Source organism: Stenotrophomonas mexicanensis (assembly GCF_032911605.1).
Lineage (GTDB): Bacteria > Pseudomonadota > Gammaproteobacteria > Xanthomonadales > Xanthomonadaceae > Stenotrophomonas > Stenotrophomonas maltophilia_A.
Window position 1 is genome coordinate 14,100 of sequence record NZ_JAWJTG010000039.1, and the last position, 19,693, is coordinate 33,792.

General features: G+C 67.8%; 21 protein-coding genes. 9 read left to right on the forward strand and 12 right to left on the reverse strand.

Going from position 1 to position 19,693, the window contains the following annotated elements:
- Positions 1 to 65 precede the first annotated feature (65 nt).
- Positions 66 to 1,703: an acyl-CoA dehydrogenase family protein gene (locus R1L06_RS15705; protein ID WP_317218163.1), complete on the forward strand. Its 1,638-nt coding sequence runs from the start codon at positions 66 to 68 to the stop codon at positions 1,701 to 1,703.
- A 308-nt stretch (positions 1,704 to 2,011) separates the two neighbouring features.
- Here R1L06_RS15705 and R1L06_RS15710 read toward each other — a convergent pair whose 3' ends face one another.
- From R1L06_RS15710 to R1L06_RS15720, 3 genes are all read right to left on the reverse strand, one after another.
- Positions 2,012 to 2,422, reverse strand: coding sequence for a hypothetical protein (locus R1L06_RS15710; RefSeq protein ID WP_014647982.1), 411 nt, complete (start codon positions 2,420 to 2,422; stop codon positions 2,012 to 2,014).
- Positions 2,423 to 2,579: 157 nt separating this feature from the next.
- Complete coding sequence (locus tag R1L06_RS15715; RefSeq protein ID WP_004153024.1) at positions 2,580 to 2,921, reverse strand: hypothetical protein; 342 nt, start codon at positions 2,919 to 2,921, stop codon at positions 2,580 to 2,582.
- Between the two features lie 124 nt (positions 2,922 to 3,045).
- Positions 3,046 to 4,221 (reverse strand): thiolase family protein, encoded by a 1,176-nt coding sequence (locus tag R1L06_RS15720; RefSeq protein ID WP_317218164.1) that lies wholly within the window; start codon positions 4,219 to 4,221, stop codon positions 3,046 to 3,048.
- Between the two features lie 183 nt (positions 4,222 to 4,404).
- Here R1L06_RS15720 and R1L06_RS15725 point away from each other — a divergent pair, with 183 nt between their 5' ends.
- The gene (locus R1L06_RS15725) at positions 4,405 to 7,245 is read left to right on the forward strand and encodes a S8 family serine peptidase (RefSeq protein WP_317218165.1); all 2,841 of its coding nucleotides are present in this window, start codon (positions 4,405 to 4,407) and stop codon (positions 7,243 to 7,245) included.
- A gap of 44 nt (positions 7,246 to 7,289) precedes the next feature.
- Here the strand turns inward: R1L06_RS15725 and R1L06_RS15730 are convergent, their stop codons facing one another.
- Positions 7,290 to 8,387, reverse strand: a complete 1,098-nt coding sequence (locus R1L06_RS15730; RefSeq protein WP_010482852.1) for a Glu/Leu/Phe/Val dehydrogenase dimerization domain-containing protein — start codon at positions 8,385 to 8,387, stop codon at positions 7,290 to 7,292.
- Between the two features lie 278 nt (positions 8,388 to 8,665).
- On the opposite strand from R1L06_RS15730, the gene R1L06_RS15735 reads away from it, so the two are divergent.
- A complete protein-coding gene (locus R1L06_RS15735; RefSeq protein WP_317218166.1) occupies positions 8,666 to 9,742 on the forward strand; it encodes an HDOD domain-containing protein in 1,077 nt (358 codons plus the stop codon).
- 3 nt (positions 9,743 to 9,745) lie between these two features.
- Here R1L06_RS15735 and R1L06_RS15740 read toward each other — a convergent pair whose 3' ends face one another.
- From R1L06_RS15740 to R1L06_RS15750, 3 genes are all read right to left on the reverse strand, one after another.
- Positions 9,746 to 11,311 carry a phospholipase D family protein gene (locus R1L06_RS15740; RefSeq protein ID WP_317218167.1) on the reverse strand — a complete coding sequence of 522 codons (1,566 nt, stop codon included), beginning with the start codon at positions 11,309 to 11,311 and terminating at the stop codon, positions 9,746 to 9,748.
- A gap of 93 nt (positions 11,312 to 11,404) precedes the next feature.
- Positions 11,405 to 12,103 carry an RNA pseudouridine synthase gene (locus tag R1L06_RS15745; protein ID WP_032129355.1) on the reverse strand — a complete coding sequence of 233 codons (699 nt, stop codon included), beginning with the start codon at positions 12,101 to 12,103 and terminating at the stop codon, positions 11,405 to 11,407.
- Positions 12,104 to 12,150: 47 nt separating this feature from the next.
- Entirely contained in the window at positions 12,151 to 12,651 is a 501-nt protein-coding gene (locus tag R1L06_RS15750) for a M48 metallopeptidase family protein (RefSeq protein WP_005414217.1), read from the reverse strand.
- A 63-nt stretch (positions 12,652 to 12,714) separates the two neighbouring features.
- On the opposite strand from R1L06_RS15750, the gene R1L06_RS15755 reads away from it, so the two are divergent.
- Entirely contained in the window at positions 12,715 to 13,272 is a 558-nt protein-coding gene (locus R1L06_RS15755; protein ID WP_253145025.1) for a DUF2058 domain-containing protein, read from the forward strand.
- Positions 13,273 to 13,432: 160 nt separating this feature from the next.
- The gene (locus R1L06_RS15760; protein ID WP_032129365.1) at positions 13,433 to 13,699 is read left to right on the forward strand and encodes a DksA/TraR family C4-type zinc finger protein; all 267 of its coding nucleotides are present in this window, start codon (positions 13,433 to 13,435) and stop codon (positions 13,697 to 13,699) included.
- A 397-nt stretch (positions 13,700 to 14,096) separates the two neighbouring features.
- Here the strand turns inward: R1L06_RS15760 and R1L06_RS15765 are convergent, their stop codons facing one another.
- Together R1L06_RS15765 and R1L06_RS15770 are read right to left on the reverse strand one after the other, a co-directional pair.
- Entirely contained in the window at positions 14,097 to 14,690 is a 594-nt protein-coding gene (locus tag R1L06_RS15765; protein WP_317218168.1) for a mechanosensitive ion channel domain-containing protein, read from the reverse strand.
- A gap of 35 nt (positions 14,691 to 14,725) precedes the next feature.
- Positions 14,726 to 14,905 (reverse strand): hypothetical protein, encoded by a 180-nt coding sequence (locus tag R1L06_RS15770; protein WP_049398314.1) that lies wholly within the window; start codon positions 14,903 to 14,905, stop codon positions 14,726 to 14,728.
- A 126-nt stretch (positions 14,906 to 15,031) separates the two neighbouring features.
- Between R1L06_RS15770 and R1L06_RS15775 the strand changes: the two genes are divergently transcribed.
- The 3 genes from R1L06_RS15775 to R1L06_RS15785 are packed head-to-tail and all read left to right on the forward strand — an operon-like array spanning position 15,032 to position 17,032.
- A complete protein-coding gene (locus tag R1L06_RS15775) occupies positions 15,032 to 15,610 on the forward strand; it encodes an RNA polymerase sigma factor (RefSeq protein ID WP_317218169.1) in 579 nt (192 codons plus the stop codon).
- Positions 15,607 to 16,140 carry a hypothetical protein gene (locus R1L06_RS15780; protein WP_285302907.1) on the forward strand — a complete coding sequence of 178 codons (534 nt, stop codon included), beginning with the start codon at positions 15,607 to 15,609 and terminating at the stop codon, positions 16,138 to 16,140. Before R1L06_RS15775 ends, R1L06_RS15780 begins: the two co-directional genes overlap by 4 nt.
- Positions 16,141 to 16,150: 10 nt before the next feature.
- A complete protein-coding gene (locus tag R1L06_RS15785) occupies positions 16,151 to 17,032 on the forward strand; it encodes a DUF4097 family beta strand repeat-containing protein (protein ID WP_032129361.1) in 882 nt (293 codons plus the stop codon).
- A 49-nt stretch (positions 17,033 to 17,081) separates the two neighbouring features.
- Here R1L06_RS15785 and R1L06_RS15790 read toward each other — a convergent pair whose 3' ends face one another.
- The 3 genes from R1L06_RS15790 to R1L06_RS15800 form a co-directional block, all read right to left on the reverse strand.
- A complete protein-coding gene (locus R1L06_RS15790; protein ID WP_005410566.1) occupies positions 17,082 to 17,264 on the reverse strand; it encodes a hypothetical protein in 183 nt (60 codons plus the stop codon).
- Positions 17,265 to 17,275: 11 nt separating this feature from the next.
- Positions 17,276 to 17,569, reverse strand: a complete 294-nt coding sequence (locus R1L06_RS15795) for a YkgJ family cysteine cluster protein (RefSeq protein ID WP_053462562.1) — start codon at positions 17,567 to 17,569, stop codon at positions 17,276 to 17,278.
- Between the two features lie 229 nt (positions 17,570 to 17,798).
- Positions 17,799 to 19,160 (reverse strand): Hsp70 family protein, encoded by a 1,362-nt coding sequence (locus R1L06_RS15800; protein WP_032129362.1) that lies wholly within the window; start codon positions 19,158 to 19,160, stop codon positions 17,799 to 17,801.
- 191 nt (positions 19,161 to 19,351) lie between these two features.
- On the opposite strand from R1L06_RS15800, the gene R1L06_RS15805 reads away from it, so the two are divergent.
- A complete protein-coding gene (locus R1L06_RS15805; protein WP_010482882.1) occupies positions 19,352 to 19,687 on the forward strand; it encodes a zinc ribbon domain-containing protein YjdM in 336 nt (111 codons plus the stop codon).
- The last annotated feature ends 6 nt before the right edge of the window (positions 19,688 to 19,693 follow it).

A 19,693-nucleotide genomic window follows, 5' to 3' on the forward strand; every position in this document is an offset into this window, starting at 1 on the left:
ACACGGGCTTGGCAGGCGATGCGGCACAATCGGGCCGCAGACCTCTTGCCGCCAGGATGGACCGGATGAGTGGACCCAGCTTCAGCAGCTACGCACCGTATGAAACCCATGTGGTGTTGAACCAGCCGCCGCCGTTCGCAGGGCGACAGTTGTGGACCGACGACGTGGCGCTGATGGAGGCCGTACAGCGCGAAGGCGCCGCCAGCTTCGCGCCGCGACTGGGTGTCTATGGTGCACTCGCCGGTGATGAACTGTACCGCCTCGGCTTCGATGCCAACCGTGATCGTCCGCGGCTGCGCACGCATGATGCACAGGGCCATCGCATCGACACCGTGGAGTTCCATCCGGCCTATCACCAGTTGATGGACACGGCAAAATCGCACGGCGTCGCTGGATTGTCCTGGCATGAGCCGCAGCCCGGCGCGCACGTGGCACGTGCGGTGTTGAGCTACCTGCATCACCAGGCCGAGGCGGGCACCAGCTGCCCGTTGACCATGACCCATGCGGCGGTGGCGGTACTGCATTCGCAGCCGCATCTGGCCGAGTGGGCGCGCAAGGCCGCTGCGCCGGTCTATGACCCGCGCGACGTGCCGGTGGCGGACAAGGCCGGCATCACCCTGGGCATGGGCATGACCGAGAAGCAGGGCGGCTCGGATGTCCGTGCCAACAGTACGCGCGCCGAACCGATCGATGGCGAGCGTTACCGTCTGGTCGGCCACAAGTGGTTCTTTTCCGCACCGATGTGCGATGGCTTCCTGGTGCTGGCGCAGGCGCCGGGAGGCCTGACCTGCCTGCTGATGCCGCGCCGGCTGGCCGATGGTGACCGCAATGCGTTCCGGTTGATGCGGCTGAAGGACAAGCTCGGCGATTGGGCCAACGCTTCCAGTGAGGTCGAGTTCTGCGGCGCACAGGCATGGCGCGTGGGCGAAGAGGGGCGCGGCGTGGCCACCATCATCGGCATGGTGATGATGACCCGCCTGGACTGCATGCTGGGTGCAGCGGCGGAGATGCGCATGGCGCTGGCGCAGGCGCTGCACCACGCACGTCATCGACGTACCTTCGGCAAGCTGCTGGTCGAGCACCCGCTGATGACCAACGTGCTGGCTGATCTGGCGCTGGAGTCCGAAGCGGCCACGGTGTTGGCGATGCGGATCGCGCGCGCGGTGGATCGCGCCGGTGTGGATGCCAATGAAGCCGCGATGGCGCGGTTGGGGACGGCGCTGGGCAAGTACTGGCTGTGCAAGCGCGCGCCCGCCTTTGTCAATGAAGCGCAGGAATGCCTGGGTGGTGCGGGCTACGTGGAGGAGTCGATGCTGCCGCGCCTGTACCGGCAGGCACCGTTGAATTCGATCTGGGAGGGCAGCGGCAACATCCAGTGCCTGGATGTGCTGCGTGCGCTGGCGCGTGAACCGGAGGCGATGGCGGCGCTGCGCGGTGAGCTGGCATCGGTGGCTGACCGTGATGGGCGCTATGCAGCGGCATTGCAGCGTTGGGCAGCGGCACCGCCACCGGAGGAAGCGCAGGCGCGGCTGTTCTGCGAGCGCACTGCGCTGCTGCTGCAGGCGGCGCTGCTGCTGCGTGCGCGCAGCCCGATGGCGGAGGCATTCGTGCGTAGCCGGCTGGAAGGGGAGCACGGGCTGGCGTTCGGGACGCTGCCGGCGGGGGTGGAGCTGACGGCGATGCTGGCGCGCGCGCTGCCGTAGGAGGCGGCCAACGGCGGAGCCCCTCGTGGTGGGCGCTGATACTGATGGGTGGGCCGCGCGGGTAGATCGCGCAGGGGGCGCTGCAAGTACGTCCATGTAAGCTCGGGCGCGCCATCCATGGCGCTTACGCCCCTGCGCAACCTACCCGCGCGTCCGTGGACACTTTCCGTACGCGTCCACCACGGAATCAACAGAAAGAGCAGAGAGCGAAAAGCAGAAAAGCCGCGGCAGTGCCGCGGCTTTTCCTGTGCAGCCGAGCCGATGCTCGGCTGGTCGGTAGCGCCGGGCCATGCCCGGCGAACGAACCGTTAGTGCTTGGCTTCTTCCTTGGCGGCGTTGGCCTTGGCGTCATTGGCGACATCGCGGGCCTTGTCGGCGACCTTCTGTGCGGCGTTCGCGGTGGCGTCGCTGGCATGTGCGGCGGCATCGGTTGCGGCGTCCTTGGCCTTGTCGGCGGCGTTGGCGGTGGCGTCTGCAGCCTTGTCCAGCGCCTGCTGGGTATCGGCGGCGGCTTGCTCGGACGCGGCAGCGGTCTTGTCGGCGGCGTCGCGGGTGGCTTCGGCGGCCTTGTCCACGGCGTCACGGGCGGCAGCGCCTGCGCTGTCGGCAGCCTGCTGTGCGTCCTGCTTGGCCTGTTCGGCTTCCGGGCCCTTGCAGGCGGCCAGGGCCAGCAGCAGGGAGGCGGCCAGCAGGGTGGTGGTGATCGGACGAATCTTCATGGCGGTCTCCGGTACTGCAATGGATGGGGACGCCAGCCTATTCATGCCGTTGTGAAGACGGGGTCGCGATGCAGCGGCTCAGTCGCGCGCATTCGAAAAAAGAAAAAGCCGCTGGCGAACCAGCGGCTTTTCCAGAACAGCGTGAAGAAAGAAGTTATTACTTCTTGGCTTCTTCAGCAGCGTCCTTGGCCTTCTCAGCGGTGCCTTCAGCAGCCTTGGCAGCGTCAGCAGCGGCGCCGGCAGCGGCGTCGGTGGCAGCAGCGCCAGCCTGGGCAGCAGCGTCAACCGAAGCGTCAGCAGCGGTGGCGGCGGTGTCAGCGGCCTGCTGGGCAGCGTCGGCGGTCTGGGCGCCAGCAGCGGCGGCCTGGTCGGCAGCAGCCTGGGCTTCGGTGGCGGCTTCGTTGGCCGAAGCAGCGGCGTCCTGGGCAGCTTCCTGCTTCGAGCAGGCGGCCAGGGCCAGAGCCAGGGACATCGCGACCAGCAGCTTGTTGATGCTCATTGTGTGAATCCTCGTCGTTAGAATTAGGCAACGCGCATGCTGCGCGCCGACAACATGATGACAAGCCAAGATTGGGTGTCAAGCGATCCCGCATTCATTTTTGCGAAATCATCGTTAAATCTTTTTAAATCAATTCGATGGCGATTGCGGTTGCTTCGCCGCCGCCGATGCACAGGGTGGCAATGCCGCGCTTGCCACCGCGCGTGCGCAGGGCGTTGACCAAGGTCACCACCAGGCGTGCACCGGAGGCACCGATCGGATGGCCCAGTGCGCAGGCGCCGCCATTCACGTTGAGCTTGTCGTGCGGAATGCCCAGTTCGCGCATCGGCGCCATCGCCACCACGGCGAAGGCTTCATTGATCTCGAACAGATCGACCTGGTCCAGCGACCAGCCGGTCTTGTCCAGCAGCGTGTGCAGCGCGCCGATCGGGGCGGTGGTGAACCACTCCGGTTCCTGCGAATGGGTCGCGTGGCCGACGATGCGGGCCAGCGGGGTGATGCCGCGAGCGGCTGCATCTTCCTCGGTCAGCAGGACCACTGCAGCAGCGCCGTCGGAGATGCTGGAGGAACTGGCGGCGGTGACGCTGCCGTCCTTCTTGAAGGCCGGGCGCAGGGTCGGGATCTTGGCGATGTCCGAGCGGCCCGGCTGCTCGTCGGTGGTGACCTCGACCTCGCCCTTGCGGGTGGCGACCTTCACCGCGACGATTTCATCGGCGAACGCACCGTTGGCCTGCGCCGCCTGCGCGCGCTTGACCGATTCGATGGCGTAGGCGTCCTGCTCTTCGCGGCTGAACTGGTATTTGTCCACGGCGCATTCGGCGAATTCACCCATCGCCTTGCCGTCATAAGCGTTGACCAGGCCATCGTGGGCCATGTGATCGACCGCCTGGAAGTTGCCGAAGCGGTTGCCGGTGCGCGAGTTCGGCAGCATGTGCGGCGCGTTGGACATCGATTCCATGCCGCCGGCGACAACGATGCTGGCCGAACCGGCCTTGATCAGGTCATGACCGAGCATGATGGTCTTCATGCCCGAGCCGCACACCTTGTTCAGCGTGGTGGCACCGGTCGACAGCGGGATGCCGGCAGCGATCGCCGCCTGGCGGGCGGGCGCCTGGCCGAGGTTGGCCGGCAGCACGCAGCCCATGAGGACTTCGGAAACGTCGCTGGCCGGGATGCCGGACTGTTCCAGGGCGGCAGCGATGGCGGCCGCGCCGAGGGTCGGGGTCGGCACGCCGTTGAACTGGCCGAGGAAGGAGCCGATGGCGGTGCGCTTGGCGGCGGCGATGACGATGTTGGACATGGCAATCTCGTTGATGCGTAAGCAATGTTCGGAAAGGAGACCGGGGGCCGTTGGATGTGCCCCGGTTTCCCGGCAGACTGCGTGGGGGTCGACCCAAGTATAGAGGGTCGGGGAGGGCCGCCGCTGGGCGCGGCCGCACGCCTGCCGGGATGAAGGCAGGACAACGTTCATGGGAAGGAATCGATGGAACGCACGATGATGGTGAGGTCTGCCCTGGGAACCGCGCTGGCGGTAGCGCTGACGGCCTGTGGTGGAGGTGGCGGGGGCGGCAACGTGCGCATCGATACCCCGCCACCACCGCCGCCACCGACTACCCCGCCACCGACGACGCCGCCCCCGGTCAAACCGCAGGAGCCGGCCTTCGACGCGCATCTGTCAGTCACCAATGCGCGCGCCGCACAGGCTGCCGGCCTGACCGGCCAGAACGTGCGCATCGGCATCGTCGACTCCGGCGTGCAGCGCAATGCGGTGGCGTTGAATGGCCGGGTGCTGGCCAACCTCAACTACATCGATCCGGCCAGGAACAATCTGGGTGTCGATGATGTGGTCGGCCACGGCACCGCCGTGGCCAGCCTCGCTGCCGGCGCGGCAACGGGCTCCTGGCCGGGTGGCATCGCGCCAAAGGCGCAGATCGTGTCGGCACGGATCATTGCCGACAAGCCGCCGGTCGATGACGGCAGCGGCAAGGGCAATTCCTTCAGCGGCCCGCTGGGCGTGGCGCAGGTCCACCAGGACCTGATCAGCTACAACGTGAAGGTGATGAACAATTCGTGGGGCGGCCTGTACTGGACCGATCTGCCGACCACCGCGCAGGTGGCCGCCGAATATCGCCCCTTCGTGATCAACCATGGCGGGCTGGTGGTGTTCGCCGCGGGCAATGATGGCCGCAGCGAGCCGAGCAGCCTGGCCGCACTGCCCAGCCAGCAGGGCGTGGCCGGCACGCTGCCGGCTGCCGACCTGGAGCGCGGCTGGCTGGTGGCCACCGCCGTGGATCCGTATGCGCCCGGTACGCTGGCCAGCTATGCCAATGCCTGTGGCCAGGCGGCCCGCTACTGCCTGGCGGCGCCCGGCAGCGCGGTCTACCCCGATGCCGACGGTGGCAGCTACTACTGGAACTACGGCACGTCATTCGCGGCGCCCTTGATTTCCGGTGCGGCGGCGCTGGTCTGGGAGCGCTTCCCGTACTTCAGCAACGATCTGGTGCGGCAGACCCTGCTGGGCACCGCCAAGGATATCGGCGCGCCGGGCGTGGATCCGGTGTTCGGCTACGGCCTGCTCGACATCGGTCGTGCGATCAACGGTCCGGGTCGTTTCGACTGGGGTGATGTGGTCGCCAACGTGGATCTGGCCTCGACCGGCTCGGCGTGGCGCAACGATATCGTCGGCAGCGGCGGGCTGGTCAAGCAGGGCGGGGGCACCCTGGTGCTGGCCGGCAACAACAGCTACACCGGAGCAACCCGCATCGAACGCGGCATCCTGTCGCTGCAGAACGGTGGCGTGATCCGTTCCAACGTGACCATCCTCGGCCAGTCCGATCCGGATTCGACCGGCCTGCAGTTCAATGGCGGCACGCCCCGCGTGATCGGCAATGTGGTCAACGGCAGCAGCGTATTCCTCACCACCGGCAACACCACAGGCACCATCGAGGGCAACTACACCCAGCAGGCCGGCGCACAGTTGATGATCGCACTGGGCGCCAATGCGTTGCAGGTCACCGGCAATGCCGCGATCGACGGTGGTGTGCGCGTGCATGGCTTCGTTTCCGGCTACGTGCCACAGAACGGCAGCCGGCAGGACCTGATCCATGCGGCAGGCGGACTCAGCGGCACCTTCAGTACGCCGGCTACCTCCAGTGGGCTGCAGGGGCTGTCATTGCTGCAGAGCAGCTACGGCTATGACAGCAACAACGCGTGGTTGAACCTGACCCAGGTCAGCGTCACCGCAGCGGCCAGCGGGCTGGGGGCGTCCGCCCAGGCGGCAGCACAGCGCCTGGAGGGTGCATTCGCAGCGCTGGACAAAAACGCAGGCCTGCAGGGATCGGCCTTTGGTGCAGCGGCCGGTGCCCTGCAGTGGACCGGCGGTGGCCCGCAGGGCCTGGCCGCCAGCCTGCAGAGCCTGTCCGGTCAAGCGCATGCGCGAGCCGAAGCAGCGACCTTCGACAGCATCGACATGTCGCGGCGTGCGATCGCCGAGCGCTTTGATCGTGTACAGGTCGCACCGCGCCTGCGCGGGAGCTGGCAGAGCGCGCTGGGTGAGGCGGGGCAGGGCAGCTTCGCCGGCAACGCTGCCGACAGCCGGGGCTGGATGGCCGGCCAGGATCTGCCACTGGGCAGCAACGGCCTGATGGGCGTGGCGTTTGGTGAGACCCGCAGCACTGGTGGCAGCAGTTTCGGCGGTGATCGTGGGCGTGATCGCCAGGCGCAGGCACAGTTGTATGCCGGCTGGAATCTGGGACGTGGCTACGCGCTGGCCCAGGTGGGGAGCGGACAGTTCACCCGCGCGCTGGATCGTCAGCTGCTGCTCGGTGCGGGTGCCTATGGTGTCTCCGCGCGGTACGGCGGCCGTTTCAGCAGTGCCAGCGTGGAGGGCGGGTACCGGCTGGGGCGTGCGGGCGCATCGATGACGCCCTACGTCGGTGCCAGCACCACGCGTGTGGAGACCGACGCCTTCAATGAACTCGGCGGCTTTGGTTTCGGCCTGCGGGGCGATGCCAACCGCGTGCAGCGCAGCCAGATGCTGGCCGGTATCCGCGGCGAGCGCGGCTGGGGGCGTTGGACGCTGCGTGGGCATGCCGAATGGCAGCAACGGCTTGATGGTGCGGATGCGGACTGGCAGGCCAGCTTCGTCGGCGTCGATGCCTGGGCGCCGTTGGCGGGCTGGAACGCGCCGCGCGGCAGTGCGCTGATCGGCGTGGCGCTGGAATCGTGGTGGGGCCGCAATGGCCGCCTGAGCCTGGGCTTCGACCAGCGCGTTGGTGGCGAAGGTGCGCGGCAGGCCGCCTTGCGCTACAGCACCGGCTTCTGAAGGACGGCTCGCGCCGGGTCATGCCCGGCGCGACATCGGCAGGTTCAACCGCCGCGCAGGTTGCCCAGGCGCGGGGTGCTGCGGCCCAGCGGCATCTTCAGCTTGCCGATCGACAGGATGCGGCTTTCGGCGATGCGGTCGGCGGCACGCTGCGGCGCGATGTTCTCGCGCTGCGACAGTTCGAAGATGCGGGTGAGGTTGTGGTAGATGCTGCGGATCAGGCGCATTGCGCGTTCGCGGTTGTAACCATCGATCTCCAGCGACACGTTCATCACGCCACCGGCGTTGACTGCATAGTCCGGCGCATACAGGATGCCGCGCGCATGCAGCTCGTCGCCGATTTCCAGGCTCGACAGCTGGTTGTTGGCGGTGCCGCAGATGATCTTCGCCTTGATCCGCGGCAGCGTGTCGGCGTTGATCGCACCTTCCAGCGCGCACGGTGCGAACACGTCGGCGTTCACCTCGTGGATCTCATCCGGTTTGACCGCTTCGGCGCCGAAATCGCTGACCGCGCGATCAACCAGCGCGCTGTCCAGGTCGGTGACGTACAGCTTGGCACCGCGGTCGCGCAGCAGCTTCACCAGTTCCATGCCGATGTGGCCCAGGCCCTGCACGGCGATGCTGGTCTTGCCCACTTCCTCATGGCCGAACTTGAAGCGCATCGACGCCATCAGTGCCTGCAGCGCACCGTAGGCGGTGAACGGGGCGGGATCGCCGGAGCCACCATGGACCTGGTGCACGCCGGTCACGAACTGGCTTTCCAGGTAGATGTTCTCCATGTCGTTGACGTCGGTTCCGACGTCCTCGGCGGTGATGTAGCGCCCGCCCAGTGAATCGACATAGCGGCCGAAGGCACGGAACAGCACTTCGGTCTTGTCCACTTTGGGGTCGCCGATGATCACCGCCTTGCCGCCACCCACGTTGAGGCCGGCCAGCGCATTCTTGTAGGTCATCGTCCGGCTCAGCCGCAGCGCATCGGCCAGCGCCTCGTCGGTGCTGGCGTAGGGGCGCATGCGCACGCCGCCCAGGGCCGGGCCGAGGGTGGTGTTGTGGATGGCGATGATCGCCTTCAGGCCGGCGTCGTGGTTGTGGCAGAACACCACCTGTTCGTGGCCGGTGGTGGCGAGGGTTTCGAATAGCATGGCGTCTCCGATGGCGCGATCAGCGGCGAACTGCAGCGAACGGCCAGTGAACGGTAGGGTCCCAAAACAAAAAAAGCGACGTCGTCGGTGCAGGGGGACGGGTCGCGCGGCGCCATTCTAGTCCATTCCCCCGGCCGGTGCCGTCGACATCGGTGGCCTTCCGGTTAAAGAAGATGAAAGTTCGGCCGATGCTGCGACGACGGCGGGTGGCCGGATTCGCGTGAAGAGGCAGGGCGGTCAGTGACGGCAAGGGCACCACAACGACAGGGCGGGCGGCGATGACGCCGGCCTGGTGGCGATCACTGCGTGGCTGGCTGGCGCGCTCGACCGGGACGGCACCGTCCCGGTTGGCGGCGGCGTCGCGGCAGGCGGTGGCGGCGGCTGCGGCCAGCCTGCAGGGCGAGGCTCTGCCTTCGGCCGAGATCGCTGCACATCTGCAGCGTGGCCTGCATGCGCTGGCCCTGTACCCGCGCCTGGCCGGTGAATCCACAGCGGTGCAGGCTGCGGGGTTGGGCGAGGCGGTGGCGCGCGCGCTGCAGGACCGGGACTGGGCGGCCCGTCAGCTGCCGCGCCGCCCGCAACTGCTGCCGCAGCTGATCCAGACGGTCAACGACGATGCTGCGTCGGCGCGGGTGATGGCGGCGATCATCGGCCAGGACCCGGTGCTGACCGGCAACCTGCTGCGCATCGCCAACAGCCCGGCCTACAAGGTGCACGAGCGCCCGGTGGAAAGCCTGCAGCGGGCGGTGACGCTGGTCGGTACCGAAGGCGTGCGACAGATCATCAGCGCAGTTCTGGTGCAGCCGGTGATGCAGGTGCAGTGCGAGGTGTTTCCGCAGTTCAGCACGATCATCTGGGAGCACGCACTGCTGGCCTCGCGCGCAGCCGCTGACCACGCGCGCACGGTCACTTTCGGCGATGCCTTCGCCGCCCAGTGGCTGGGCCTGGTACAGGGGCTGGGGGCCGCACTGGTGATGCGCCAGCTGCTGCAGGAAGCGCAGGCACGCGATGAAACGGTGGAACCGGCGCTGGCGCTGCAGCTGCTCCAGCAGTGGTCGCTGCCGTTGGCGCAACGCGTGGCTGCGGCTTGGGAGCTGCCCGAGCCGGTGCACCAGGCGCTGGCGCCCGAGGCGGATGGCCCGCTGGCCGACAGCCTGCGCCTGGCCAGCACGGCCGCAGCGGCCAGCCTGCTGTGCCGGCACGGACATGCCAGCCAGAGCCGCATGCTGGCCCTGCTTGAACAGTTGCCTTCGGCGCCGCCGCATGCCCTGCGCTGGATCTGGCGGCGCCTGCATGGGCGCAGCGTGGAAACACGGGATGACACCGGACAGGAAGAGGCGGGTCCTGCGCCCTGAGCGCTACAGCTGCGATTCCACCGGCAGCCAGCTGATCACCCGCGCGGTCCAGCGCTTGCCCAGGCTGGCCCCGGGTTCGGCCTCCACCCAGTGCGGCGGTGGCTGCCGCTCCAGCCAGCGCAGGTCATCATCGCGCCCCAGCGCCAGCCACCAGCTGTGCTGCGGACCGGCCAGGCGCAGGTACTCGTCGCGCAGCTGTGCACCGAGCGCCGGGTCATCGAACAGCACGCCCATTTCGGTATTGAGGTAGGCCGAACGCGGGTCGAGGTTGAACGAACCGACGAAACCGCGGCGATCATCGACCACGAATGCCTTGGTGTGCAGGCTGGCGCCGCTGCTGCCGAACAGGCTGGCATCCAGCTGGCCATGTGCCTTCAGTTCGTACAGCTGCACGCCGGCCCTCAGCAGCGGCACCCGGTAGCCCATGTAGCCGCCGTGTACCGCTGCCACATCGTTGGCGGCCAGTGAGTTGGTCACCACGCCCACCTGCGCGCCGCGTGCGGCCAGCGCCGACAGCGCCTCGACCCCCTCGTTGCCGGGCACGAAGTAGGGCGAGATCAACAGCGCACTGCGCCGCGCGCTGCGCAATTCGTCGCTGAGACGGCTGACCAGCCAGCCGCGGCGATCGTCATCGCGGTGTTTCATCGGCGGATCGGAAGCGATGCGCACGTTCGCGCTCCAGTGCAGCGGTTCCGGGCTGGGCCGCTGCAGCGCGCGCGACTCGGCCACGCGTTGCAGGTAGGGCTGTGCCTTGGCATGCATGGCATCCAGGTCCGACTGCCGTACCAGCTGCTGCAACTGTGCATCGGTATACGAGGCCAGTGCGGAAATCGGGATCGCCGTGCTGCTGTTCCAGTAGTCGTCGAAGATCTGGTTGGCTTGCTGCACGGCGGGGCCGGCCACCACCAGGTCCAGGTCCTGGAAGTTCACATCGTCGCGCGCGCTGAAGTATTCCTCGCCGATGTTGCGGCCACCGACGATCGCGATGCGGCCGTCGGCGATCCAGCTCTTGTTGTGCATGCGGTGGTTCACGCTGAAAGCGCGTTGCACCAGCTCCAGCGTGCGCGCGATGCCGCTGCGGTTGCGGAACGGGTTGTACAGGCGGATCTCGATGTTCGGATGCGCATCGAGTGCCATCATCAACGCGTCCTTGTCCTTGGCGTTCATGTCGTCAAGCAGGATGCGCACGCGCACGCCGCGCTCGGCGGCGTCGTACAGCGCCTTGGCCATCAGATGGCCGATCAGGTCGTCGTGCCAGATGTAGTACTGCAGGTCCAGGCTGCGGCCTGCGTGCGCGGTGATCATCGCGCGCGCGGCGAAGGCATCCATGCCATCACTGAGGAACGCCACGCCGGACTGCCCGGGGTGTGCGTCCTGCAGCGGCACGATCTGCTGGTCGATGCGGGTCTGCGCCGGCTGCAGTGGCAGCACATGCGAGGGTGCGCCCTGTGCCTGCGGGGTGAGGTGGTCGGCCAGCAGCAGCCCGGACAGGACCAGCAGCAACAGCGCGGCGAGGATGATCGCAGCGACGCGCAGCAGGCGTCGCCACAGGGGCTTGGGCAGGCTCATGCCCCGATGGTAGATCCACGCCGTGCGTGGATGAAAGCCAACAGACCTATCGCCGTAGATCCACGCCATGCGTGGATGGCAGGGACTTCGCGGTCAGAAGCGCTCGTCGCTGCCCAGGTAACGCCACTGCCCCGCAGGCAGCGGTCCCAGTGCCACGCGGCCAATCCGCAGCCGACGCACGGCCGCGACCTGCAGGCCGGCAGCGGTGACCGCCACGCGCAGGCCCTTGGCCGTCAGGCCCTTGCCGGCGAAGCGCAGGCGCTGCTCGCTCTGCCAGCTGACCTTGGCGCCGCCCGATTCCTGCTGCAGCCGCGCCATCAGCCAGGGGCCGCGCTCGGGACCGCCTTCGGCCACTTCGATCAGGTATTCCTGTTCGGTGCGGCCCAGATTGCGCTGCAGATGGGCCAGCGTGGCCGGGTCCTGGCTGACCACCACCAGGCCGCTGTCGCTGGCCGGAAGCGAGGCGGCCAGCTGCAGGCCGTGGAAGTGACGCTGAAGCGGACGGATGTCGCTGGCATCAAGTTCGCTGCGGCTGTCACTGCTGACCAGCGCGCACAGGGTTTCAGCGGCAACGCCTGCCGGCTTGTGCAGCAGCATGCTGACCCGCTCGGCCTTTTCATCACTGGCCTGCTCGGCCACGACGATCACCGCGCTGTCATCGACCGGGCGCTGCGGCTGCTCGACCACCTCGCCATTGACGCTGACCCAGCCGCCTTCGATGTAGCGCCGCGCTTCACCGCGCGGGATGCCGAGCAGGGCGGACAGGCGTTTGTCGAGACGGATCGGTTCCATGGCGGAAAGGTCAGGCAGGGGGCGCGCAGTGTAGCCGCTGCGGCCGGTCAGCGCTGGCCGCGGTTGGCCAGCTCGGTCAGGTACAGGCGGGTATCGAACTCCAGCTGCAGGTACTCCGGCTCCATGTGCTGGCACAGCTGGTAGAAGGCCTTGTTGTGATCGGCTTCCTTCAGGTGGGCCAGCTCATGCACCACGATCATGCGCAGGAACGCCGCTGGTGCCTGGCGGAACACGGTGGCGATGCGGATCTCGCGGCTGGCCTTGAGGCGGCCGCCGTGCACGCGGGAGATGGCGGTATGGGTGCCCAGCGCGTGCTTGATCACTTCCAGCGTGTTGTCGTAGCAGACCTTGTTGAGCGGCACCGACTTGCGCAGGTAGCGGTCCTTCAGCTCCTGCGTGTAGTCGTACAGCTGGCGGTCGCTGCGCACCTCGTGCGGATCGGGATAGCGCTGCTGCAGCCAGGGGCCGAGCTTGCCCTGCGCCAGCAGTTCACTGACCTGGGCGACCAGGGGTTCGGGATAGCCGGTGAGGTACTTCAGGACTGCCATGCAGGGGCGGCGGGGCGTCGGTAGAATGGGGACATCCAAGATTACACGCGGTACGCATCGACCATGGCAAAGCCCAACGCGCTGCAGGAACAATTGCTCAAGGCCGGCCTGGCCAAGAAGTCGCAGGCCAGCGCTGCCGCGAGCGCGCAGGCCAAGGCCCGGCAGGGCAAGGCCGAATCGACCTCGGCCGAGGTCCAGCGCGAGGCTGAACGGGCCCGCGCCGAGAAGGTCGAGCGCGACCGCGCACTGGCCGCCGAGCGCAATGCCCAGGCCAGGCAGGCTGAACAGAAGGCCCAGGCCAAGCAGATCATCAGCACCCATGCCGTGCCCCACAAGGGCGACGACGAGTACCGATTCAGCGACGGCGCGGCGATCCGCACCCTGCTGATCGACCCCAAGCTGCGCAAGGCGCTGTCGGTGGGTGTGCTGGTCATCGTCGCCCACGGCGAGAGCTACGCGTTGCTGCCGCGCGCTGCCGCCGAAAAGGTGCGTGAACGTGCCCCGGAAGCGATCATCGTCGACCACGGCCAGCCAGGCTCGACCGCAGAAATCTCCACCGGCAACGCCGAAGACGACGCCTACTACGCCCAGTTCCAGGTGCCGGACGACCTGGTCTGGTAAGCCAAAAAGGGGACGGAGGGGATTAAGCCGCAATCGGCTTGATCCGGCCCGTCTGCCTTCTGCTCAGCTTGCTGAAGGCCCGCCCGGCACGGCCCGGCGCTACCGTTTACTGCGCGGTGTATCGTCCCCATATCAGGCGACACACCTGCGGAGGATGGCCATGGCCACCGGTTGGGCGGGAGACGGCGCGGTCCAGGACCAGATCGACGCCACCGTCGACGATGCGATCGCCCGCGCGCGGCGCCAGCTGCGCGAGGGGCCTGGTCTGGAACATTGTGAGGAATGCGACGCGCCGATCCCGTTGGCGCGGCGCCAGGCCGTGCCCGGGGTACGGCTGTGCGTGGCGTGCCAGCAGGCGCATGACGACGAAGCGCAGGCGCATGCCGGCTACAACCGGCGTGGCAGCAAGGACAGCCAGTTGAGGTAAAGGTTGTTCGGCAGGGCTTGCAGCCCTGCACCTGCCGAAGCCTTCAAGCCAAGGCAACAGCAACAGCAAAAGCTGGCATTCCGTAGGTAGGCGGGACGGTGTGGGTAGGCAGGACACGCCGTAAACCCTTCCATGAGGGCTCGATGGCGCCATCCATGGCGCCAACGGTCCTGCCTACCCACACCGTCCCGCCTCTGACAGATCTCCGCGATCGAGTAGATCCACGCCATGCGTGGATGAAATCTGTCAGATATCGATAGTCAAATTGGGGTCAGAGCCCGTTGCGTAGCAACCGGATCCACACCGCCAACCCACGAAATGCCGGCTTTTGCTGTTGCTGTTGCCTTGGCTTGACGGCTTTAGCGGGTGCAGGGCGCAGCCCTGCCGAAAACCACCCTCAGCCGTCGCCCTGGATGCCGCCGGGGGCCTGCGCCGGGTCGCGCCAGCGGCGCACCGTGCGCTGGAAGAACAGGTTGTTCGGCAGCTGCAGCACCGTGCCCTCGTGGCCGTCGCCGGTCTCCTGCAGCGTGGTGTAGATCAGGTTCACGTCGATCACCCGGCCTTTCAGGCCCGGCTTCTCGCCGTTTTCCAGCACCTCGATGTAGTCGTGCAGGCGGAACGGGCGGGTGGTGAAGATCAGCAGCGTGCAGAAGATGTTGGACAGCACGCTCCACGCCGCGAAGAAGGCCACCGCGCCCACGGCTGCAAAGCCGGTGAACGCGGTCCACAGCACCGACGGCTTCGCGCCGAGCAGGCTGAGGATGTACAGCAGGGCACTGAAATAGACCACGAAACTGGTGATCCGGCGCGCACCCATCACCATCTCTGGCGGCAGCGTGTAGTGCTCGGCGAAGCGGCGGATCAGGCGACGGGCGAGCACGCGCAGGAGCCATGCGACCAGCAGCACCAGTACGATCTGCAGGGCGACGCCGGCGTAGTTCAACCACGGGTGGGTCCAGGTGGGCAGGTGATCCTTCAGCGACAACATCATGGGGCGAAAACAGGCGGCGGGAGCGGCCCCTGATGTTACCCGGCGCGTGCGGGGGATTCGACCGCCGGGTTCCAGGCCACGCACACCAGCTCCTGGCGGTGCTGCTGCAGGCAGGCGCGGCCATTGTCGGGACGCAGCTGCAGTGACAGGCCCAGCGCCTGCAGCAGGACACAGGCGGTGATCACCAGCAGGGCGGCGCAGGATGGGCTGGACATGGCAGGACTCCTGGACGGCAATTTCGCGAAGGACCTTTCATGGATGCAGCAGCCACCCAAAAGGTTGCATGCCATCGATCATCGATCGGCTCTAAACCTTTTCCCGGGTCGCCGCATCCAAGCGATATGCTCGACACCACCATGCCCGCGCCGCCTGCCGCCAACGACGCCGTCGATGAACCCGCCCTGGTGCGGGCGGCGGCCGCCGGAGATACCGCTGCCTATGAACTGCTGTACCGGCGCCACGCGCCCCGTGTATTCGCTGTGCTGTGGCGGCTGTGTGGCGGCCAGCAGGCACGCGCCGAGGACGCGCTGCAGGAAACGTTCCTGCAGGCGTGGAAGGCGCTGCCGGGCTTCCGTTTCGAGAGCAGCCTGTCGACCTGGCTGCACCGGCTGGGCGTCAACGCGGCACTGATGGAGCTGCGCGGACGTGCGGGCGGGCAGGATCACGACAGCCTCGACGAAGTGGACGGAGGGTTGCAGGAGCTGGCAGTGCACGATCGTTGCGCCGGCACCGAGCGCGACCTCGAACGGGCACTGTCGACACTGCCGCCACGGGCACGTGCGGTACTGGTACTGCACGACATCGAAGGCTGGAAACACCAGGAAATCGCCGAACAGCTGCAGATGGCCGTCGGCAGTTCCAAGGCACAGTTGCATCGTGCGCGCGGCCTGTTGCGCGCACGGCTGGGAGACATGACATGAGTACACACGACCACGATTCCGACCACGATCTGCTGGCCCGGCTGCGCGCGCTGCCGACCGAACGCGGCGTACCCACCGATGGCTGGGCACGCCTGTCGGCGCAGCTGCCGCCGCGTGAACCGCAGGCGGCACCTGCGCCGGGCGACAACGTGGTGGCCCTGCCAGCGCGCTCGCGGCGTCGCTGGTGGCTGCCGGTCGGTGCGGCATTGGCGGCCAGCCTGGTGCTCTACGCGGTGGCGCCGTGGCGCCATGCGCAGCCGGACGCGCCGGTGCCGTCTACCCTGCAGCTGCAGGCGGCGGTGATGACCGAGCAGTACCAGCAGGCCGTCGCTTCGCTGCCCGATGGGCGGGCGCCGGAATGGCAGCCGGCGCTGCACGAACTGGATGAAAGCGCAGCGCAGATCCGTGCCGCCTTGGCGCAGGACCCGCGTGCGCCGCACCTGCTTGGCCAGCTCAAGCGCACCTACGCGCTGCGGCTGGAATTGACCCGGCAGGCGGCCTATGCCGCCGAGTCCGGCTTGACGACCTGAGGAGACCCCCATGACCCGAACCCTGATTTCCTGCTGTGTCGCGCTGCTGCTGGCCCCTGCCGTGGCGCTGGCCGACACCCGCATCGACGAGCGCCACACCCTGGCCGCGGGCGGTCGCATCGAGCTGAGCAATGTGGCCGGCAAGGTGACCGTGCGTGGCTGGGACCGCAATGACGTGCAGCTCACCGGCACGCTCAGCGACGGCCTGCAGCTGCGTCAGGAGAAAAGTGCCAACCGTGTGCGCTGGGAGATCGAATACCCGCGCCGCAGCAGCAATGGTGGCGCGACGCTGGTACTGAACGTGCCGCGCTCGGTGGAGCTGCTGCTGAGCACGGTCAGCGCCAGCCAGGACATCAGTGGCATCGATGTGCGACGGCTGCAGGCCGACACGGTCAGCGGCAGCCTGAGCGCGGCTGGCCGCAGTGGCGACAGCAAGCTCAACACGGTCAGTGGCAGCGTCAGCGCACGCCTGCAGACGCCGAAGCTGGACGTGAACACGGTCAGTGGCCGGATCGAGGCCGGCGGCGGCGTGTCCGGTGATATCGGTGCGCAGACGGTGTCCGGCCGGGTCGAGGTGGACGCCGGGCGCGTGCAGCGGCTGGCGGTGGAGACCGTCTCGGGCAGCATCGATCTGGCAGCGGCCGGGTTGGCTCCCGGCGGCCGCATCAACGTCGAATCGGTCAGTGCCTCGGTCACGCTGAGCCTGCCGCGCACGGTGTCGGCACAGCTGTCGGTGAACAGCTTCAGTGGTTCGATCAACAGTGACGCCGGGCAGGTGGAGCGGCCGCGCTATGGGCCGGGCAGCCACCTCGATACGCGTCTGGGCGGCGGTGATGGTGACATCCGCATCCAGTCGCATTCGGGCAGTGTGCGGGTACGCCTGGACCGCTGAACGCGATCCGGCAGGCCGCGGCGGCAGCGCCGCCGCGGTCGATACTGGGTCAGCTGGCTTTCTTCAGTGCCCAGGTGGTGCCGAGGACTTCGATCTTGCCACCGGCCTTGCGGAACGCTGCCAGGTCCGAAGCGATCGAATCGCTGCTGACCACTGTGCTGGCGGCCGCGCCCTTGCGTTCGCTGCGGATGCTGTTGCTGGCCTTCGCGGGGGTCTTTGCCTTGCGGGGCATGGTTGCTCCTGTCAGGTGGAAGGGGAGGAAAGCGCCCAGGCATCGGCCTGGCGCAGGTAGTCCTGCCGCTCGCGGCGGCAGTCATCGCCGCCCATCGAAAACTGGCGGCAGATCGCCGGGCGCTGCGAATAGATCGTGCAGCGCAGGTGATAGGGATCGATCGCCGCGCACCAGCCTTCCTCGTTGCGCGCCATCACGGCACGGCCGTGGGTGTCGCGTGACAGGAACTGGCCGGGCACGTGGTCGCCGGGCTGCAGCAGCACGGGCAGCCGGCAACAGACCGCGTCACAACGGCGGCAGTCGATGGGTGCAGGTGCTGCGTCAGGTTGTAAGGCCACAGGGGCCTGGCGGGTGCCCAAAGCGGGTCTCGATGGCGGCTCAGGTGCTGCGCGGACCATGAACGAGCCAGGAAGGCATGGCCGCTAGGCCCGCGGGGCGGGCCAGGCTGCACTGTGAACACACACCGGCGTGGCCGGCGGAAGGTGCAGCGTGGTTCTAGCCGACCAAGAGTAACTTAGACCGCGTAACGTTTTGTTAATCCTGGCTGGCTGCCGCCAGCGCAAGGCCCTGGACCACGCCCAGCGAGGGCTCGCCGTGGACCATGCGGGCCCCCGGGAAGGCCTCGGCCACGGCCTGGCGCAGGTAGCCGGCACGGGACATGCCGCCGGTCAGGAACACCGCGTCTGGGTCGCCGCCGATGTCGCTGCGGACCTGGGCCAGCAGCTCGCGGATCTGCTCCAGGTAGCCATGGGCGGCGGCGGCCAGGCCGTCGGCGCTGCTGTCGGCATGCAGGTCGCGGGCGATGTAGTCCAGCGTGCTGCGGTGTTCGCTGGCGGCGCTGAGAGCAATCTTGGCGCGTTCGACGTCACGGTACAGGCGGGCGGTGTTGCCGGTGTCCTGCAGGGCCTGCAGGCGCGCGCCCCACGGTTCGTCGACATGGTCGTATTTGTGCTGGCGGAAGTCGCGCTGGCGCGTCATGTCCTGCACGGTGGCGGCTTCCACGTAGTGGTGGGCGGGCACGCGGGTGATGCCGCGGCCGAACAGCGGCATGTAGCTGGACAGGCTCAGCGCCAGATCGATGTCGGTACCGCCACGGGCGATACCCCAGGCGCGGTGGATGCGCGGCGCAGCATCGCCACCAACCTCGGCGTGGGCGATATCGGTGGTACCGCCGCCGATGTCAACGATCACCGCCTGGTGCCGCTCGCGGCTTTCGGCGTGGTAATGCATGGCCGCCGCGGCCGGTTCCTCGAGGAAATCGATCTGGTCGAAACCGGCCTGGGTGGCGGCTTCGCGCAGGATGTCCAGTGCCTGATCGTTGCCGGCCGCGCCGATCGAGCTGCGGAACTGCACCGGGCGGCCGAGCAGGGCGGCACGCAGCGGCTGGCCAAGCTGGGCGCTGGCGGTCAGGCGGATGTGCTCGAGGATGTGCGCGGCGATGCCGGTGATGGTCTGCTTCGCGCGCGGGTGCAGGTTGTAGCCCAGCATCGACTTCGGGCTCTGCACCAGGTTGCCTTCGTGTTCCTCGAAATAGGCTTCCAGCGCGTCGTCGCCGTAGACCGCGTTCTGCAGCAGGTCGCTGGCGCTGCGTTCCTTGCCGGCGCGGGCTTCCATCCATTCCCGGCGCAGTGCGCGCAGGGCTTCGCGGCGCAGCGCCTGCGGCGTGCGTTCCTGGCCGGCGGCGCGGGCCGCGCGCGCGGCGCTGTCGATCATCTGCTGCAGCTCGTGTTCCTGGCCGGCGTCGAGCTGGAAGTCGTCCGGGTCGGGCACCACGCCAGGGAAGTACACGCTGGTGCGGAACTGCTCGGCGTCGCCGAAGCGGATCGGCAGCAGTTTCCCCTCATGCACGATGGCGGCGGCGGAGTTGCTGGTACCGAAGTCGATGCCGAGGCGCATGGGGAGTTCCGGGGGCGATCAGGGGCCGCGCACTCTGCTGCAGTTCGTCGCCGACTGCAAGTTCCTGCGGCCTTCTGTTCTGGATGGGGGTTCCGGATCGGGTCATGCGAGCCGCCGGGCGCTGGCCGGAAAAGGGCAGGGAGCCAGGCGGTTACAATGGCGGCTGTTGATTCACTTTGAGGTACTTGCTGATGTCTTCTGCCCCCGCCTGCCCGCAGTGCACCCTGGAAAACACCTACGCCGATGGTGCGCTGTGGATCTGCGCCGACTGCGGTTTCGAATGGACCGCCGAGGAAAGCGCCGGTTCCACCCTGGTCGTGCGTGACAGCAACGGCAACACCCTGCAGGCCGGCGACACCGTCACCGTGATCAAGGACCTGAAGGTCAAAGGCTCCTCGATCCCGCTCAAGCAGGGCACCGTGATCCGCAACATCCGCCTGGTCGAGGATGACGCCGAGCACATCGAAGGCAACTCGGACAAGATCAAGGGCCTGGTCCTGAAGACCTGCTTCCTCAAGAAGGCCTGATCGCCT